Raw genomic sequence first — 18,417 nt, forward strand, 5'->3', positions numbered from 1 at the left:
ATAAAATGAGGTGGAGGACATGTTATGGGGATTTATTCTATTAATTGCAGCAATTGCTATTTTGAGAAGTGTCCAATTGTTATGGAGTTCATATTCAGATTCTAGGCGTTTCTTTTCGCTTTATAATTTAGCCTCCCTATTTTTAATTTATACAACGGTATTGATTGCGTTTGGGTTAAGTTATGTTGTATTAGAAGAAATGGGCTTTGCAGTTTTGAAAGAAGATGGAGAAAGCTTGCATGCCCAATCTTTTCAACTTGTAGAAATTTGCTTATATTTTAGCGCAGTTACTTTATTGTCCGTTGGGTACGGTGATATAGCTCCGATTGGAATAGGGAGATGGATTGCGATTGCAGAAGCGCTAATTGGATATACATTACCGTTTGCTTTTGTCATGAGGTCTGTAATAGACAATGAAAAATAAGGTAGTATTTGATATAGTAAAGAAAAGAGTAGGAGTGATAACAATGATCACAGTAGGAGAAATGGCTCCAGAATTTACATTAGAGGGAAGTAACGGGGAACAAGTTCACTTAGCTGATTTTCGTGGTAAAAATGTAGTTCTATATTTTTATCCGAAAGATATGACTCCAGGGTGTACAACTGAAGCGTGTGATTTTCGAGATGCATATGGATTATTTCAAGAGAAAGATACAGTTATTCTTGGTGTAAGCCCTGATTCAGCGAACAGACATCTGAAATTCATTGAGAAGCATGAACTTCCATTTGTACTTTTAGTAGATGAAGATCATAAGGTAGCAGAATTGTACGATGTTTGGAAATTGAAAAAGAACTTTGGGAAAGAGTACATGGGAATCGAACGTTCTACATTCCTTATTAATAAAGACGGTGAGCTTGTAAAAGAATGGCGTAAAGTGAAAGTGAAAGGACATATTGAGGATGTTCTTTCTTATATAAAGTAAATTCACTGTGGCGATAAAATATATAGAAGTAAGGCGAGTGTCTATACATATTTTATCGTCTCACATAAAGTGAAGTGTAGGGCATACCTCCTCAGATGATAGTATTCCAAGTGCGATTATGTCGCACTTTTTTTCTATGTAAATGTATAGAAAATGGGGCAAGGTATATAAGAATAAGGCTATATACAAAAATAAACCACATACTTATAGTAGAAATATTGACGATTTATAAGAAAAGGAGTACACTCTTTATAAGAATTATAAAATAATAATCCGTATAGAATCGGGGTGCATGACGGTGGTCAAAGAAGAATTAAAAGAAGCGCTAGAAATGCTGAAAAATACGGGTGTACGCATTACTCCACAGCGTCATGCTATTTTAGAGTACCTTGTGGAATCTATGACGCACCCAACAGCGGATGACATTTATAAAGCATTAGAAGGTAAGTTCCCAAATATGAGTGTTGCAACTGTTTATAATAACTTACGTGTATTTAAAGAGGTTGGACTTGTAAAGGAATTAACTTATGGAGATGCTTCAAGTAGATTTGATTATGTTACAAGTCAACATTATCATGTGATTTGCGAAAAATGTGGTAAGATTGTTGATTTTCCTTATGGAGGTTTGGAACAGCTTGAAGAGGAAGCTGCGAAAACGACAGGCTTCGTTATTAATAGTCATCGCTTAGAAATTTATGGCGTTTGTCCAGAGTGTCATAAGGCGTAATATATAATAAAGAAAGAGGTCGACGGCTTTACGTCGACCTCTTTCTTTATTATATATGGGAATTACGTTGGGTTCAGGAGGAATTTAAAATGTTCAGTGAAGAACCTAATTTAATTAAGGGTAAATACAAAAGGTGATTCCTTGGTTAAGGAATCGCCTTTTAATGTTTAGTTTTGTAAGGCTACATTGTACCCATATATACCTATGATTTATAGCTCTTCTTATTATATTTCTCATCAAATTCTTTTCCTTCTAGATTTCGATCCATTGTTAAAGGTTGGTTGCAATGCATACATGCGTCGACACGACCGAGCATTTTTGTTGGCTTATCGCAGCTTGGACAAATAATTTGTACAGTTTTAGTAGATAACATGCCAATCCAAAAGTAAACAACAGTACTAGCGATAACAGCTAAAAAGCCAACCATCATAAATGTTGTCATAATAATAATGTTTTCACGAAAAAAGACACCTAAGTATGCAATGAAGAGGCCGATAAATACTAAACTTAATGCAAAGGTTCGGATTTTATTGATTTTATTTGAATACTTAATGCTCATTCTCACCACTCCTTTATAATAATAATATAACATAAAATTTAGAATTTTCACTCGTTCGTAAATGTGATAAACCGATAAGATATGAGATATGGAGTATGATGAAGAATAAAGGGAGGATATAATGGTTTTAAGATTTTAACGGGATGTGAAATTTTTTTATAAAAAGTATTGACCCTTTATATACTGCATGATATATTAATAACCGTCGCTGATGCGGAAACGCAGAAAATGACAAAAAAGAAATTTTAAAACTTAGTTGACATCGAAAAACGAAGATGTTAACATAAGGAAGTCGCAAATGAGCGACTGAGTAGTTCTTTGAAAACTGAACGAAACAAACAACGTGAAACGTCAATTTTTATTTTTAGATGCTAGACAAACTAACTTTATTGGAGAGTTTGATCCTGGCTCAGGATGAACGCTGGCGGCGTGCCTAATACATGCAAGTCGAGCGAATGGATTGAGAGCTTGCTCTCAAGAAGTTAGCGGCGGACGGGTGAGTAACACGTGGGTAACCTGCCCATAAGACTGGGATAACTCCGGGAAACCGGGGCTAATACCGGATAATATTTTGAACTGCATGGTTCGAAATTGAAAGGCGGCTTCGGCTGTCACTTATGGATGGACCCGCGTCGCATTAGCTAGTTGGTGAGGTAACGGCTCACCAAGGCAACGATGCGTAGCCGACCTGAGAGGGTGATCGGCCACACTGGGACTGAGACACGGCCCAGACTCCTACGGGAGGCAGCAGTAGGGAATCTTCCGCAATGGACGAAAGTCTGACGGAGCAACGCCGCGTGAGTGATGAAGGCTTTCGGGTCGTAAAACTCTGTTGTTAGGGAAGAACAAGTGCTAGTTGAATAAGCTGGCACCTTGACGGTACCTAACCAGAAAGCCACGGCTAACTACGTGCCAGCAGCCGCGGTAATACGTAGGTGGCAAGCGTTATCCGGAATTATTGGGCGTAAAGCGCGCGCAGGTGGTTTCTTAAGTCTGATGTGAAAGCCCACGGCTCAACCGTGGAGGGTCATTGGAAACTGGGAGACTTGAGTGCAGAAGAGGAAAGTGGAATTCCATGTGTAGCGGTGAAATGCGTAGAGATATGGAGGAACACCAGTGGCGAAGGCGACTTTCTGGTCTGTAACTGACACTGAGGCGCGAAAGCGTGGGGAGCAAACAGGATTAGATACCCTGGTAGTCCACGCCGTAAACGATGAGTGCTAAGTGTTAGAGGGTTTCCGCCCTTTAGTGCTGAAGTTAACGCATTAAGCACTCCGCCTGGGGAGTACGGCCGCAAGGCTGAAACTCAAAGGAATTGACGGGGGCCCGCACAAGCGGTGGAGCATGTGGTTTAATTCGAAGCAACGCGAAGAACCTTACCAGGTCTTGACATCCTCTGAAAAACCTAGAGATAGGGCTTCTCCTTCGGGAGCAGAGTGACAGGTGGTGCATGGTTGTCGTCAGCTCGTGTCGTGAGATGTTGGGTTAAGTCCCGCAACGAGCGCAACCCTTGATCTTAGTTGCCATCATTAAGTTGGGCACTCTAAGGTGACTGCCGGTGACAAACCGGAGGAAGGTGGGGATGACGTCAAATCATCATGCCCCTTATGACCTGGGCTACACACGTGCTACAATGGACGGTACAAAGAGCTGCAAGACCGCGAGGTGGAGCTAATCTCATAAAACCGTTCTCAGTTCGGATTGTAGGCTGCAACTCGCCTACATGAAGCTGGAATCGCTAGTAATCGCGGATCAGCATGCCGCGGTGAATACGTTCCCGGGCCTTGTACACACCGCCCGTCACACCACGAGAGTTTGTAACACCCGAAGTCGGTGGGGTAACCTTTATGGAGCCAGCCGCCTAAGGTGGGACAGATGATTGGGGTGAAGTCGTAACAAGGTAGCCGTATCGGAAGGTGCGGCTGGATCACCTCCTTTCTATGGAGAATTGATGAACGCTGTTCATCAATATAAGTTTCCGTGTTTCGTTTTGTTCAGTTTTGAGAGAACTATCTCTCATATATAAATGTATGTTCTTTGAAAACTAGATAACAGTGTAGCTCATATTTTTTTAATTTTAGTTTGGTTAAGTTAGAAAGGGCGCACGGTGGATGCCTTGACACTAGGAGTCGATGAAGGACGGGACTAACGCCGATATGCTTCGGGGAGCTGTAAGTAAGCTTTGATCCGAAGATTTCCGAATGGGGAAACCCACCATACGTAATGGTATGGTATCCTTACCTGAATACATAGGGTAAGGAAGACAGACCCAGGGAACTGAAACATCTAAGTACCTGGAGGAAGAGAAAGCAAATGCGATTTCCTGAGTAGCGGCGAGCGAAACGGAACATAGCCCAAACCAAGAGGCTTGCCTCTTGGGGTTGTAGGACATTCTATACGGAGTTACAAAGGAACGAGGTAGACGAAGCGACCTGGAAAGGTCCGTCGTAGAGGGTAACAACCCCGTAGTCGAAACTTCGTTCTCTCTTGAATGTATCCTGAGTACGGCGGAACACGTGAAATTCCGTCGGAATCTGGGAGGACCATCTCCCAAGGCTAAATACTCCCTAGTGATCGATAGTGAACCAGTACCGTGAGGGAAAGGTGAAAAGCACCCCGGAAGGGGAGTGAAAGAGATCCTGAAACCGTGTGCCTACAAATAGTCAGAGCCCGTTAATGGGTGATGGCGTGCCTTTTGTAGAATGAACCGGCGAGTTACGATCCCGTGCGAGGTTAAGCTGAAGAGGCGGAGCCGCAGCGAAAGCGAGTCTGAATAGGGCGTTTAGTACGTGGTCGTAGACCCGAAACCAGGTGATCTACCCATGTCCAGGGTGAAGTTCAGGTAACACTGAATGGAGGCCCGAACCCACGCACGTTGAAAAGTGCGGGGATGAGGTGTGGGTAGCGGAGAAATTCCAATCGAACCTGGAGATAGCTGGTTCTCCCCGAAATAGCTTTAGGGCTAGCCTTAAGTGTAAGAGTCTTGGAGGTAGAGCACTGATTGAACTAGGGGTCCTCATCGGATTACCGAATTCAGTCAAACTCCGAATGCCAATGACTTATCCTTAGGAGTCAGACTGCGAGTGATAAGATCCGTAGTCAAGAGGGAAACAGCCCAGATCGCCAGCTAAGGTCCCAAAGTGTGTATTAAGTGGAAAAGGATGTGGAGTTGCTTAGACAACTAGGATGTTGGCTTAGAAGCAGCCACCATTTAAAGAGTGCGTAATAGCTCACTAGTCGAGTGACTCTGCGCCGAAAATGTACCGGGGCTAAATACACCACCGAAGCTGCGAATTGATACCAATGGTATCAGTGGTAGGGGAGCGTTCTAAGTGCAGTGAAGTCAGACCGGAAGGACTGGTGGAGCGCTTAGAAGTGAGAATGCCGGTATGAGTAGCGAAAGACGGGTGAGAATCCCGTCCACCGAATGCCTAAGGTTTCCTGAGGAAGGCTCGTCCGCTCAGGGTTAGTCAGGACCTAAGCCGAGGCCGACAGGCGTAGGCGATGGACAACAGGTTGATATTCCTGTACCACCTCTTTATCGTTTGAGCAATGGAGGGACGCAGAAGGATAGAAGAAGCGTGCGATTGGTTGTGCACGTCCAAGCAGTTAGGCTGATAAGTAGGCAAATCCGCTTATCGTGAAGGCTGAGCTGTGATGGGGAAGCTCCTTATGGAGCGAAGTCTTTGATTCCCCGCTGCCAAGAAAAGCTTCTAGCGAGATAAAAGGTGCCTGTACCGCAAACCGACACAGGTAGGCGAGGAGAGAATCCTAAGGTGTGCGAGAGAACTCTGGTTAAGGAACTCGGCAAAATGACCCCGTAACTTCGGGAGAAGGGGTGCTTTCTTAACGGAAAGCCGCAGTGAATAGGCCCAAGCGACTGTTTAGCAAAAACACAGGTCTCTGCGAAGCCGTAAGGCGAAGTATAGGGGCTGACACCTGCCCGGTGCTGGAAGGTTAAGGAGAGGGGTTAGCGTAAGCGAAGCTCTGAACTGAAGCCCCAGTAAACGGCGGCCGTAACTATAACGGTCCTAAGGTAGCGAAATTCCTTGTCGGGTAAGTTCCGACCCGCACGAAAGGTGTAACGATTTGGGCACTGTCTCAACCAGAGACTCGGTGAAATTATAGTACCTGTGAAGATGCAGGTTACCCGCGACAGGACGGAAAGACCCCGTGGAGCTTTACTGTAGCCTGATATTGAATTTTGGTACAGTTTGTACAGGATAGGCGGGAGCCATTGAAACCGGAGCGCTAGCTTCGGTGGAGGCGCTGGTGGGATACCGCCCTGACTGTATTGAAATTCTAACCTACGGGTCTTATCGACCCGGGAGACAGTGTCAGGTGGGCAGTTTGACTGGGGCGGTCGCCTCCTAAAGTGTAACGGAGGCGCCCAAAGGTTCCCTCAGAATGGTTGGAAATCATTCGTAGAGTGCAAAGGCATAAGGGAGCTTGACTGCGAGACCTACAAGTCGAGCAGGGACGAAAGTCGGGCTTAGTGATCCGGTGGTTCCGCATGGAAGGGCCATCGCTCAACGGATAAAAGCTACCCCGGGGATAACAGGCTTATCTCCCCCAAGAGTCCACATCGACGGGGAGGTTTGGCACCTCGATGTCGGCTCATCGCATCCTGGGGCTGTAGTCGGTCCCAAGGGTTGGGCTGTTCGCCCATTAAAGCGGTACGCGAGCTGGGTTCAGAACGTCGTGAGACAGTTCGGTCCCTATCCGTCGTGGGCGTAGGAAATTTGAGAGGAGCTGTCCTTAGTACGAGAGGACCGGGATGGACGCACCGCTGGTGTACCAGTTGTTCTGCCAAGGGCATAGCTGGGTAGCTATGTGCGGAAGGGATAAGTGCTGAAAGCATCTAAGCATGAAGCCCCCCTCAAGATGAGATTTCCCATAGCGTAAGCTAGTAAGATCCCTGAAAGATGATCAGGTTGATAGGTTCGAGGTGGAAGCATGGTGACATGTGGAGCTGACGAATACTAATAGATCGAGGACTTAACCATATAATATGTAGCAATGTTATCTAGTTTTGAGAGAACATAAAAAACTTGTTGACTTTTAAAGTGAATAAGTTATAATAATGATTGTCTCAAAAGAATAATGTCTGGTAATGATGGCAGAGAGGTCACACCCGTTCCCATACCGAACACGGAAGTTAAGCTCTCTAGCGCCGATGGTAGTTGGGACCTTGTCCCTGTGAGAGTAGGACGTTGCCAGGCAATATTATTCCGCAGTAGCTCAGCGGTAGAGCTATCGGCTGTTAACCGATCGGTCGTAGGTTCGATTCCTACCTGCGGAGCCATTGGAGAGCTGTCCGAGTTGGCCGAAGGAGCACGATTGGAAATCGTGTATACGTCACAAGCGTATCAAGGGTTCGAATCCCTTGCTCTCCGCCATAGGATCTATAATATTTGGCCCGTTGGTCAAGTGGTTAAGACACCGCCCTTTCACGGCGGTAACACGGGTTCGAATCCCGTACGGGTCACCACTTTTGGAGGATTAGCTCAGCTGGGAGAGCACCTGCCTTACAAGCAGGGGGTCGGCGGTTCGATCCCGTCATCCTCCACCATATAAATTATATGAATAATATTGTCGCGGGGTGGAGCAGCACGGTAGCTCGTCGGGCTCATAACCCGAAGGTCGCAGGTTCAAATCCTGTCCCCGCAACCAAATGGTCCCGTGGTGTAGTGGTTAACATGCCTGCCTGTCACGCAGGAGATCGCCGGTTCGACCCCGGTCGGGACCGCCATTTTAATAAGGCTCGGTAGCTCAGTCGGTAGAGCAGAGGACTGAAAATCCTCGTGTCGGCGGTTCGATTCCGTCCCGAGCCACCATTTATCTTAATAATATACGCCGGCTTAGCTCAATTGGTAGAGCAACTGACTTGTAATCAGTAGGTTGGGGGTTCAAGTCCTCTAGCCGGCACCATGTAAGTTTCGGAGGGGTAGCGAAGTGGCTAAACGCGGCGGACTGTAAATCCGCTCCTTCGGGTTCGGCAGTTCGAATCTGCCCCCCTCCACCATTTACATAGGGGCATAGTTTAAAGGTAGAACTGAGGTCTCCAAAACCTCCAGTGTGGGTTCGATTCCTACTGCCCCTGCCAAATATATTTACACAACATGGCGGTTGTGGCGAAGTGGTTAACGCACCGGATTGTGGCTCCGGCATTCGTGGGTTCGATTCCCATCAGTCGCCCCATTTTTATTTTTAAAATTACAAATAATCTAATGGATACTTACATATAATTAAGTAAGAATTCGGTGGGCTATAGCCAAGCGGTAAGGCAACGGACTTTGACTCCGTCATGCGCTGGTTCGAATCCAGCTAGCCCAGCCATTTTTGCGGAAGTAGTTCAGTGGTAGAATACAACCTTGCCAAGGTTGGGGTCGCGGGTTCGAATCCCGTCTTCCGCTCCAATAAAATTTAACATGGCGGCATAGCCAAGTGGTAAGGCAGAGGTCTGCAAAACCTTTACCACCGGTTCAAATCCGGTTGCCGCCTTTCTTTTGTGCCGATGTGGCGGAATTGGCAGACGCGCACGACTCAAAATCGTGTTCCTTCGGGAGTGTCGGTTCGACCCCGACCATCGGTATCATGAACGGCGTAATAAAAAATCTCTATACTAATTGTATAGAGATTTTTTGTGTTTTCATTACACAAAAAAATAAGCACAAAAAGTGTGCGGTGAGTAAACTGCGAAACATGAAAAGGATAAAAATGAATGTTTGTTTTTATCCTTTTCATTCCGGTATTCTATAAAATGTCAGCAGAATATTGTATATACAATATTCTTTTTGAGTACTCTAGAGAGAATTTCTCCAGCCCGGTGACATGAAGTTGAATCCGACACCACCAGTAGATATTAGAACATTATCAGCTGTTAATTTTGTGATTTCTAAAAATTTCTTTTCAAATTCTTCTCTGTTGTACTTGTACATAGTTGAGTGACACGACCACATTTGCGCTGAAGTACTTAACCAGTCCCCTAATTTCTTTAATTCAGGAAACGACTCAAATCGAATTGGTTCATCTAATTTCATGAATCTCACTTGATAGATAGTTGGGTTTAACTTCTCTCCAATTCCTTTAAGACCATTTGAATGTGTCATAATTATCCCTTCATCTTTTCTTCAAATTTTTTCCTATTTTAATTATACAACGATAGAAAGTAATTAAGGGAATATTATGGAAATCAATATCGTCTTTTTTGTTAAATTATGCTATGTGATTCTAAAATTCGTAATAAATGTAGGAATTCATGTATAATATAACTTGTCGAAAGAACAAAATGATAGTAATTTATATTATGTCTGTAATATGAATCAAAAATGAACTTTTTATATTTCTTTTAAAAATGTGTTGAATACACATTATATTTCATATTAATATTTTTATGTAGATTTAAAACGGGAAAGAGAGTGGAAAGTATGGGTCGTAAATGGAATAATATTAAAGAGAAAAAAGCATCAAAAGATGCAAATACAAGCCGTATATACGCGAAATTTGGACGTGAAATTTATGTGGCAGCAAAACAAGGTGAGCCAGATCCAGAGTCAAACCAAGCGCTTAGAGTCGTATTAGAACGTGCGAAAACATACAATGTGCCAAGAACAATTATTGATCGTGCAGTTGAAAAAGCAAAAGGCGGTTCAGAAGAAAATTATGACGAGCTTCGTTATGAAGGATTCGGACCAAATGGATCTATGGTAATTGTAGATACACTTACAAATAACGTAAACCGTACTGCAGCAGATGTACGTGCTGCATTTAGCAAAAACAGTGGTAACATGGGTGTAAACGGTTCTGTAGCTTACATGTTTGATGCGACAGCTGTTATCGGTCTTGAAGGTAAAACATCAGATGAAGTTCTTGAAATTTTAATGGAAGCAGATGTAGATGCACGTGACATTCTAGAAGAAGAAGATGCTGTTATCGTGTATGCTGAACCTGATCAATTCCATTCTGTACAATCTGCACTTAAAGATGCTGGTGTTGAAGAATTCACAGTTGCAGAATTAACAATGCTTGCACAAAGTGATGTAGAACTTCCTGAAGATGCTCAAGTACAATTTGAAAAAATGGTTGATGCATTAGAAGATTTAGAAGATGTGCAACAAGTTTACCACAACGTAGACTTAGGAGAATAATACGATAGATGCCCCTGTTCGTTTAACGGATAGGGGCTTTTTTTATGAGGTTAATTTAGATGATGAATTAGTAAAGGTATTTTGTTGTAGACAGAGAATATGCTTATAGGGATATATGAAATAATCATTATTGCTAGGAGGTTTAATATGGAACATAGAACACCGAAGCATATCGTTGCCGTAGCAGGTTATTTAACTAACGAAACAAATGAGGTGTTATTAGCAAAGGTACACTGGCGAGCGGATACGTGGGAGTTGCCAGGAGGACAGGTGGAAGAGGGAGAAGCACTCGATCAAGCTGTCTGTAGGGAAATAAAAGAGGAAACAGGATTAACGGTGAAGCCTATCGGTATTACAGGAGTTTATTATAATGCTTCCATGCACATTCTGGCTGTCGTTTTTAAAGTAGCATATGTGAGCGGTGAAATACAAATTCAACCTGAAGAAATACAAGAGGCTAAATTTGTTGCTTTAAATGAAGGGAACATAGATGAGTACATAACGCGTCCTCATATGAAATCCAGAACGCTTGATGCGATGAGAGCAACACATTGTATTCCGTACGAAACGTGGGAAGTGCAGCCATATAATTTAATAGGTAGATTGTAAAGAAAAGAGTAGCAGGTTTGAGATACAATCAAATCACTACTCTTTTTTGTATACTGTTTAAGAAAAAGGTCAAAATAATAATAGTGCTAGTGTTGATTTTGAGAACGTTTGTTCTGTATAATGTATGATATATTGTATACATTTAGATTACTAGATACTTACAAATATATATATATTTGTAGATGATATAATGAAAATAGGGTGTTTTAATAGGGAAGTATAGGCTTAAGGTATACTCTGCTATTGGTTTAGCATAATCTATATTCAATATTTCAGATGAATAGTAGATAAAAAAATACTGTGATACAATACTTTTTTATACCTTACAATGATGTAAGGTACGTGTAAGAGAAATCGATGGGATGTTTTTTTACAACAAGGTATTCTTAAAGTAAGAGTTATACGCTGTGTGGAAAAGAGGTGTTCAAGATGAAAGAACGAGTATTATCTAGGGTGAACTATCATCAAAAAGTTGCATTAAATCCAATGACTAAATTCTTTTATAAAGCCATTATTTTATTATTATTGTTAAGTTGTACATTATTATTCGTTGGAAATGTAATGATCGAGCAAAGTGATATTAGTAAATTACATGTACCAGCTAAGTTAGAGGTGCCAGAATCATTAACACATGCATTTATTGCGACAGAAGATAAAAGGTTTTATCATCATAATGGTTTAGATTATATAGCGATTGTCAGAGCGTCTGTTGAGAATATAAAGGCTGGTGGTGTTGTGCAAGGCGGAAGCACAATTACACAGCAGTTATCCAAAAATGCTTTTTTAACGAATGAACGTACATTTTCTCGTAAGTGGAAAGAGATTTTCTATACGAAAAAAATTGAACGTACATTTACGAAGGATGAAATTTTAAAATTGTATGTAAGTAATATTTATTATGGAGAAGGAGCATGGGGAATTGAAAAAGCGGCAAACCTTTACTTCGGTAAAAAGGTGGACCAATTAACGCTGGCTGAAAGTGCAATGATGGCTGCTGTAGTAAAAGCACCTGCTTATTACTCACCTGCACAAAATTATGATAAGGCCGTAGAGAGACGAAATGTCGTTTTGAGATTGATGGAGAAAGAAGGCTACATCAATCATGATGAGTATGTGCAAGCAGTTAGTGAGAAATTAGTAATTCGTCATGATATAAAAATAGAGCAGTCGATGTTAAATAATGCGCGTGAAAAAGCAGTAAGCTAAGGGAAGTTCCTACATAGGAGCTTCTTTTTTTGGATAAATTGTGACAATTTGTGACACAATATCGTCACAAATGTTGTATTTTTGTAATTTATGTGAGCGTGTTCATTGCGTGACGTATATAAGTGTTGATATTATGTGTATTGTGTACAATGCTGTATACAGAATATGAATTTAAAGAGGAATGTATATGAAATCAAATAAACTCATGGCTCTTGGTATAGTTTTTTCTATCGCAGTATTGATTGTAATCGGAACAATTGCGTATAGCATCATAAATGACAAAAAAGATAAAGGGAATGAGATGTTTGCTTATTCCACACAACAATCTTTAGGGAAAGATGATGCACCAGTTAAGGTAGTTGAATTTGGAGACTTCAAATGTCCTGCGTGTCGTACTTGGGATGTAACAGTATTACCACGATTAAAAGAAGAGTATATTGATAAAGGTAAAGTGCAGTTATATTTTATTAACTTCCCGTTTATCGGAAAAGACTCTGATTTAGGCGCAGCAGCTGGTGAAGCAATTTATAAACAAGATAAAGATTCATTCTGGACTTTCTATGATGAGATTTATCAAAGTCAAAAGAAAGACACGGAAGAATGGATTACAGAAGAATTACTTCTTAACATTGTGAAAGAGAAGCTTCCGAAAGTTGATGTAGAACAATTTAAGAAGGATTTACACAGTAAAGATATAAAAGAAAAAGTACGTAAAGATTCAGATCGTGCTCAAAAATTAAAAGTTCAAGGTGCTCCTTCAGTATATGTAAACGGAAATCTTGCAAACCCTGATTTCGATAGTATGAAGAAGGCGATTGATAAAGAATTGAAAAAGTGATGAGATACTCATCACTTTTTCGACTTTTTTCGATAAAATTCTTGCTTCCGTTTTTTTTACATGCTATACTACTTTACATAAGTTATTCTAATATCTTATATGTATTTCATATTTGCGGGTGTAGTTTAGTGGTAAAACAAGAGCCTTCCAAGCTCTGGTCGAGAGTTCGATTCTCTTCACCCGCTCCAAATTTTATTAAATGTTTTTCTATAAATTGTGATCAACGCAGTGTTTCGTTTCTAAGATAAACGAGGCATTGCGTTTTTTAATGTTTGAAAAATATAATTGTATGCGAAAATAGAAGTAAAGAATAGTATTCCAAAAGTGAATTGCTAACCAATATAGTCGTTACATAAGGGATGGATTCATCTGAGGAGGCGATTAAGAATGGATTTTGAACAATTAAAGCAAGATGTAATTGCGTATAGTAAAACAATTGGTATAGATAAAATAGGCTTTGCTAGTGCTTCACCATTTGAGGAATTAAAGCAGCGCTTAATCCAGCAGCAACAATTAAATTATCAATCTGGATTTGAAGAGCCTGATATAGAAAAGAGAACGAACCCACAGCTTCTACTACCTGGTGCAAAATCAATTATTGCGATTGCATTAGCGTATCCTTCAAAATTAAAAAATGCACCATTAAGTAAGCGTGGAGAACGCCGTGGGATTTTTTGTCGTGCCTCTTGGGGACAAGATTATCATCTTGTGTTACGAGATCGTTTGCAAAAATTAGAAGCATATTTAATCGAAAAACTTCCCGATATAGAAGTTAAGTCAATGGTTGATACGGGTGAATTAAGTGATCGAGCTGTTTCGGAGCGTGCGGGTATTGGATGGAGCGGTAAGAATTGCGCTATCATTACACCTGAATTTGGTTCGTATGTATATTTAGGAGAAATGATTACAAACGTTCCATTCCCACCAGACCAACCAATAGAAGATCAATGTGGAAGCTGTACAAAATGTATTGATATTTGTCCTACAGGTGCTTTAATACAAGGAGGACAGTTAGACTCGAAGAAATGTATTGCATTTTTAACACAGACGAAAGGATTCCTACCGGAAGAATATCGTGACAAAATAGGAAACCGTATATATGGATGTGATACATGTCAGACTGTTTGTCCAAAAAATAAAGGAATGGATTTTCATAACCACCCTGAGATGGAACCAGATCCTGAGTTAGTTAAGCCGTTATTAACACCACTTTTAACAATTAGTAATCGTGATTTTAAAGAAAAATATGGAATTATGTCTGGTTCATGGAGAGGTAAAAAGCCGTTGCAACGAAATGCGATTTTGGCACTTGCACATTTTAAAGAAGCATCAGCAATTCCTGATTTAATAGGTGTTATGAAAGATGATCCAAGACCAGTACTTCGCGGAACAGCAGCATGGGCACTTGGAAAAATTGGTGGAGATGGCGTGGGCGAAGCCATTGAAAAAGCGATGCAACGTGAGAAAGATGAAGAGGTTCTTCATGAAATGAATCGCGGGCTTGAATTGTTAGCGCAGAAAAAAGAGTAGATAATATCTCCCTTTTTCATATTGTAATATGGGAGGGAGACGAAATGGTTGTAAAAATAAATATTGAAAAGCAAGTGCAACAATTTTTAGCATATATAACAGAAAAACGAACAAATGTAGACGGTATTGCTGAAGATTTATTACAAATAGCACAGAGAAAGAAAAAATTGTTTCAAAAGCGTAATGCAGAGATAGTGAAAGCAACTGCGGACGTTTCTTTCATGAGACAATTAAATAATAGCAATCATCAAGAAATTGATTATCAAATACATTTTAAATATTTAATTAAGCATAAAGAATTATTTTATATCGAAGAGGAACAATTAAAACGAAGAGTTTGTTTAAATAATAGCCGGGTAATAGGTGATTATGCTATTGAAGTGCCAGAAGCAGTTGGAATGAGTGAGACGTTAGAAAGAGAAGTTATAAAAGAGAAGTATGGTTCTTATCAGTATAACCGTTTAGAGGCAGTTAAATATGCAGAGCGTTGGTGGGATGATCGAAACCCTGTATATCGTAATTTCCCTGATAATTGTACGAATTTTATTTCTCAATGTCTTCATACTGGAGAAGTACCAATGAATGGATATCCTAATATTCGTAAAGGTTGGTGGCAAAGGGAGAATCAGTGGAGTTGGAGCTGGGCTGTCGCACACTCTTTTTATTGGTATTTGTCAGGTGCTACAACTGGGCTTCGAGCAGAAGCAGTAGAAAGACCAGAGGACCTGATTCTTGGTGATGTCATTGCTTATGATTTCGAGGATGATGGTAGGTGGAATCATACGACGATTGTAGTAGCAAAAGATGCAGATGGTATGCCACTTGTAAATGCACATTCAGCGAATAGCCGTCGGCGTTATTGGAACTATGAAGATTCTAGTAAATATACACCACAAATGAAATATAAATTCTTTCACATTATTAATGGGTAGAGATTTTTCGCTCAAGTGGTATAATACGTAGTAGACAAAAAACAGAGGTGAATATCGCGTGGGAGTACATGTTGTTTTATATCAACCAGAAATTCCAGCAAATACAGGGAATATTGCTCGTACTTGTGCAGCAACTGGAACAGAATTGCATTTGATTAGACCGCTTGGATTTTCAACGGATGATAAAATGTTAAAGCGTGCAGGATTAGATTATTGGCAGCACGTGAAAGTTACGTATTATGATTCAATTGAAGAATTTTATGAGAAAAATAAAGACGGTGAATTCTTCTATTTAACAAAGTATGGCGAGAAAGCTCATACAGCATTTGATTATAGCAAACGTGAGAAGGATTACTATTTTGTATTTGGAAGAGAAACAAACGGCTTACCAGCTAATGTAATCGAAGAAAATTTCGATCATTGTTTACGTATTCCAATGACTGATAAAGTGCGTTCATTAAATTTATCTAATACAGCAGCTATTTTAATTTATGAAGCGTTCCGTCAACAAAATTATCCAGGATTAGATTTAGAAATTGTTTATTAAAAGTCGCCATATGGCGACTTTTTTTCTTAAAATAAAAATAAATATATCATCATACATTTAAAAAAGGGTACATATTCATATAGAATGGGATATATGAATAAAAATAGATCAGACGGGTTGAGATAAATATGAAGGAACAATATCGTAATCAAAATACCTTTTTAAGTATGATAGATATGGATTTAATAAAAAGAGGCTTATTACACGCTATTCAAGATTTAGTATTTATTATGAAAGTTATGGATGATGAAACCTTTAAATATATTTATGTAAATAAGATAGGTATGGATTATGCGAAGCTAAGCGAAGAATGTTATGGAAAAACGTTTGCAGAAGTATTATCCGTAGATAAAGCAAAAATATTACAAAAGCAATATACAAAAGCAGTAAAAGAAGCGAGAGCTTATACTTTTCGTGATGTAATTAGTTTAGCAACTGGTAATTTACATTATGAGTCTTCACTTAATCCCGTATTCGACGAAGAAGGAGTATGTCAGTTTATTATTTGTATTACGAGGGATATCACAGCTCAAATTGAGGAGAAGATTGAGATAGAGGAAAAACAAATGTTATTTAAGTCATTACTAGAATATAATAATGACTCCATTATATCTATAGATTCTATAGGTAGAATTACATATGCAAATCCAGCAACGTATGAAATATTTGGATACCGATATGAAGAATTACATAATAAATTTATTTTTGAATTTATTAATAAAGAATATGAAAAAGATTTTCAAATTATATTTAAAGGAGCCCTGCAAGGAAGAGCAAAGCAAATTGTTTCAAAGAAATATGTTCATAAAGAAGGGTACGAGCTCTATATTTCTTTGAGAACTGTTCCGATTATTGTGAACGGTGAAATTGTTGGGGTATATATTGTTACGAGGGATGTTACAAGGCAAGTATTAAATGAAATGCGAACAGAATATTTAGCTTATTATGATCAGTTAACAGGGTTAATGAATAGAATTTCATGTGCAAATAAATTAAATGATTTTTTAAATGAGAAGATAGATTTTGCGTTTATCTTTATAGATTTAGATGAATTTCACCTTATTAATGATACTTTTGGCCATAAAGAAGGAGATAAAGTATTACAGAAAGTTACAGAATGTTTAAGTAGTTTCCAAATAGCCGGTATGCACTTATTTAGAGAACACGATGATCAATTCGTTATGTTAATAGAAAACATAACGAAAGAACATGTAGAGGTAGTTACAAAAAGCATACAAAAAAAGATAAGTGAACATTTTGTAATCGAAGAAGAGGACGTATATTTAAGTGCGTCAATCGGAATTGTAATGGCTCCAACAGATGGAGAAGATGAAAAAATATTATTCCAAAGAGTTGATGCTGCTTTGGAAAAAGCGAAAGAAAAAGGAAAAGGGCATTATCATTTTTATTGCAGTGGATTAGATTGTGAGCGTGAACAACGATTTATAATAGAAAACCAATTGCATCGAGCTATAGAAAAAAATGAATTCTTCTTATATTATCAGCCACAAATTAATATTGAAACGAAAAAAATTGCTAGTATGGAAGCTTTAATAAGGTGGGAGAACAAAGAATTAGGATTTGTCTCTCCAAATCAATTTATTCCGCTAGCAGAAAGAACGGGATTTATTATTAAGCTTGATGAATGGGTAGTAAATGAAGTGTGTCGTCAAATACGTGAATGGTTAAATAAAGGATATGAAGTTGTCCCAATTGCAGTTAATATTTCAGCCAGGCACTTTCGCTCTATTACATTAATAGAAATGATTACACGTGCTTTACATAAGTACAATGTACCAGCTCATCTATTAGCGATAGAGGTTACCGAAGGAGCCCTTATACATAAAGACATATCGAAAAGAGTATTGCTACAATTAAAAGAACAAAATTTAAAGATTCATTTAGATGATTTTGGGACGGGATATTCATCTTTAAGTTATTTAAAAACATATCCAATTGATACGTTGAAAATCGATCGTTCTTTTATGGAAGGTATACATGTAGATGAACGCGATACGAATATTACAGCTGCAATTATTCATTTAGCTCATACTTTGGAATTGAATGTAATTGCAGAAGGAGTAGAGAAAGCGGAACAAATACAATTTTTGAAGGAAAAGAATGTGAAGTTTGTGCAAGGTTATTATTATAGCCGACCTTTATCAAAATATGATATGGAAAATGTGTATTATAAATGATTGATAAAAAAAGTGATGTGCTTAGAAGCACATCACTTTTTATGTGTACCAGGTTTATCATTGTAACCAGATGTAAAAATAGCTGTAAGAAATGTGAGTGATACACCTAAAATTAATAATAATTTCATACTAATATCCCTCCTATTTTTCAGTTTGCGAATCTTAAATATGAATCGAAATGTATGTAAGGTTCTTGGA

The 18,417-nt window shown here is 39.5% G+C and carries 13 protein-coding genes, 16 tRNA genes and 3 rRNA genes; 30 read left to right on the forward strand and 2 right to left on the reverse strand.

Translation table 11 applies throughout. The features are described from left to right. The first annotated feature begins 19 nt into the window (after positions 1–19). The 3 genes from KZZ19_RS02660 to perR all read left to right on the forward strand — a co-directional run bounded on the left by KZZ19_RS02660 (position 20) and on the right by perR (position 1,650). Positions 20–424, forward strand: a complete 405-nt coding sequence (locus KZZ19_RS02660; RefSeq protein WP_000964347.1) for a potassium channel family protein — start codon at positions 20–22, stop codon at positions 422–424. 43 nt (positions 425–467) lie between these two features. After that, positions 468–923 (forward strand): thioredoxin-dependent thiol peroxidase, encoded by a 456-nt coding sequence (gene bcp / locus KZZ19_RS02665; protein WP_087957266.1) that lies wholly within the window; start codon positions 468–470, stop codon positions 921–923. A gap of 298 nt (positions 924–1,221) precedes the next feature. After that, positions 1,222–1,650: a peroxide-responsive transcriptional repressor PerR gene (gene perR / locus KZZ19_RS02670; protein ID WP_000237831.1), complete on the forward strand. Its 429-nt coding sequence runs from the start codon at positions 1,222–1,224 to the stop codon at positions 1,648–1,650. Positions 1,651–1,852: 202 nt separating this feature from the next. On the opposite strand, the gene KZZ19_RS02675 is transcribed toward perR, so the two are convergent. Then, complete coding sequence (locus tag KZZ19_RS02675; protein ID WP_000025063.1) at positions 1,853–2,209, reverse strand: YgzB family protein; 357 nt, start codon at positions 2,207–2,209, stop codon at positions 1,853–1,855. A 386-nt stretch (positions 2,210–2,595) separates the two neighbouring features. Between KZZ19_RS02675 and KZZ19_RS02680 the strand changes: the two genes are divergently transcribed. The 18 genes from KZZ19_RS02680 (at position 2,596) to KZZ19_RS02765 (ending at position 8,804) form a co-directional block, all read left to right on the forward strand. Beyond that, positions 2,596–4,147 (forward strand): 16S ribosomal RNA (locus KZZ19_RS02680). A gap of 146 nt (positions 4,148–4,293) precedes the next feature. Then, positions 4,294–7,215: ribosomal RNA gene (locus KZZ19_RS02685) — 23S ribosomal RNA — on the forward strand. A 100-nt stretch (positions 7,216–7,315) separates the two neighbouring features. Further along, positions 7,316–7,431: ribosomal RNA gene (rrf, locus tag KZZ19_RS02690) — 5S ribosomal RNA — on the forward strand. The 16S, 23S and 5S rRNA genes sit together here with 15 tRNA genes alongside, the layout of an rRNA operon. An 8-nt stretch (positions 7,432–7,439) precedes the next feature. Beyond that, positions 7,440–7,514 (forward strand) — tRNA-Asn (locus tag KZZ19_RS02695). A 2-nt stretch (positions 7,515–7,516) separates the two neighbouring features. After that, positions 7,517–7,608 (forward strand) — tRNA-Ser (locus KZZ19_RS02700). A 17-nt stretch (positions 7,609–7,625) separates the two neighbouring features. After that, positions 7,626–7,700: transfer RNA gene (locus KZZ19_RS02705), tRNA-Glu, on the forward strand. A 5-nt stretch (positions 7,701–7,705) separates the two neighbouring features. Then, a tRNA-Val gene (locus tag KZZ19_RS02710) sits at positions 7,706–7,781 on the forward strand. Between the two features lie 24 nt (positions 7,782–7,805). Beyond that, positions 7,806–7,882, forward strand: a tRNA-Met gene (locus tag KZZ19_RS02715). A 3-nt stretch (positions 7,883–7,885) separates the two neighbouring features. Continuing rightward, a tRNA-Asp gene (locus KZZ19_RS02720) sits at positions 7,886–7,961 on the forward strand. Between the two features lie 9 nt (positions 7,962–7,970). Further along, a tRNA-Phe gene (locus KZZ19_RS02725) sits at positions 7,971–8,046 on the forward strand. Between the two features lie 18 nt (positions 8,047–8,064). Then, positions 8,065–8,140, forward strand: a tRNA-Thr gene (locus KZZ19_RS02730). A 10-nt stretch (positions 8,141–8,150) separates the two neighbouring features. Beyond that, positions 8,151–8,234: transfer RNA gene (locus KZZ19_RS02735), tRNA-Tyr, on the forward strand. Positions 8,235–8,241: 7 nt separating this feature from the next. Beyond that, positions 8,242–8,315 (forward strand) — tRNA-Trp (locus KZZ19_RS02740). 19 nt (positions 8,316–8,334) lie between these two features. After that, positions 8,335–8,410 (forward strand) — tRNA-His (locus KZZ19_RS02745). Positions 8,411–8,473: 63 nt separating this feature from the next. Further along, positions 8,474–8,548, forward strand: a tRNA-Gln gene (locus KZZ19_RS02750). Positions 8,549–8,553: 5 nt separating this feature from the next. After that, positions 8,554–8,628: transfer RNA gene (locus KZZ19_RS02755), tRNA-Gly, on the forward strand. Positions 8,629–8,642: 14 nt separating this feature from the next. Continuing rightward, positions 8,643–8,713, forward strand: a tRNA-Cys gene (locus KZZ19_RS02760). Between the two features lie 9 nt (positions 8,714–8,722). Then, positions 8,723–8,804 (forward strand) — tRNA-Leu (locus KZZ19_RS02765). Positions 8,805–9,015: 211 nt separating this feature from the next. On the opposite strand, the gene KZZ19_RS02770 is transcribed toward KZZ19_RS02765, so the two are convergent. Next, positions 9,016–9,321, reverse strand: coding sequence for a DUF3884 family protein (locus KZZ19_RS02770; protein WP_237982642.1), 306 nt, complete (start codon positions 9,319–9,321; stop codon positions 9,016–9,018). A 318-nt stretch (positions 9,322–9,639) separates the two neighbouring features. Between KZZ19_RS02770 and KZZ19_RS02775 the strand changes: the two genes are divergently transcribed. The 9 genes from KZZ19_RS02775 (at position 9,640) to KZZ19_RS02815 (ending at position 18,219) form a co-directional block, all read left to right on the forward strand. Beyond that, positions 9,640–10,359, forward strand: coding sequence for a YebC/PmpR family DNA-binding transcriptional regulator (locus tag KZZ19_RS02775; RefSeq protein ID WP_076542245.1), 720 nt, complete (start codon positions 9,640–9,642; stop codon positions 10,357–10,359). A 147-nt stretch (positions 10,360–10,506) separates the two neighbouring features. Then, positions 10,507–10,968: an NUDIX hydrolase gene (locus KZZ19_RS02780; RefSeq protein ID WP_237982643.1), complete on the forward strand. Its 462-nt coding sequence runs from the start codon at positions 10,507–10,509 to the stop codon at positions 10,966–10,968. A gap of 429 nt (positions 10,969–11,397) precedes the next feature. Continuing rightward, positions 11,398–12,174 carry a transglycosylase domain-containing protein gene (locus KZZ19_RS02785; RefSeq protein ID WP_237982644.1) on the forward strand — a complete coding sequence of 259 codons (777 nt, stop codon included), beginning with the start codon at positions 11,398–11,400 and terminating at the stop codon, positions 12,172–12,174. A 187-nt stretch (positions 12,175–12,361) separates the two neighbouring features. Then, positions 12,362–13,012: a DsbA family protein gene (locus tag KZZ19_RS02790; protein ID WP_088095054.1), complete on the forward strand. Its 651-nt coding sequence runs from the start codon at positions 12,362–12,364 to the stop codon at positions 13,010–13,012. 114 nt (positions 13,013–13,126) lie between these two features. Further along, positions 13,127–13,200, forward strand: a tRNA-Gly gene (locus KZZ19_RS02795). A gap of 199 nt (positions 13,201–13,399) precedes the next feature. Continuing rightward, positions 13,400–14,542, forward strand: a complete 1,143-nt coding sequence (queG, locus tag KZZ19_RS02800; RefSeq protein ID WP_060629454.1) for a tRNA epoxyqueuosine(34) reductase QueG — start codon at positions 13,400–13,402, stop codon at positions 14,540–14,542. Between the two features lie 44 nt (positions 14,543–14,586). After that, a complete protein-coding gene (locus KZZ19_RS02805) occupies positions 14,587–15,474 on the forward strand; it encodes an amidase domain-containing protein (RefSeq protein WP_098343803.1) in 888 nt (295 codons plus the stop codon). 58 nt (positions 15,475–15,532) lie between these two features. Then, a complete protein-coding gene (gene trmL, locus KZZ19_RS02810) occupies positions 15,533–16,021 on the forward strand; it encodes a tRNA (uridine(34)/cytosine(34)/5-carboxymethylaminomethyluridine(34)-2'-O)-methyltransferase TrmL (protein WP_000538149.1) in 489 nt (162 codons plus the stop codon). A 128-nt stretch (positions 16,022–16,149) separates the two neighbouring features. After that, the gene (locus KZZ19_RS02815; protein ID WP_237982645.1) at positions 16,150–18,219 is read left to right on the forward strand and encodes a sensor domain-containing protein; all 2,070 of its coding nucleotides are present in this window, start codon (positions 16,150–16,152) and stop codon (positions 18,217–18,219) included. Positions 18,220–18,417 lie beyond the last annotated feature (198 nt).

The sequence above is a fragment of the Bacillus thuringiensis genome, from assembly GCF_022095615.2.
Lineage (GTDB): Bacteria > Bacillota > Bacilli > Bacillales > Bacillaceae_G > Bacillus_A > Bacillus_A cereus_AG.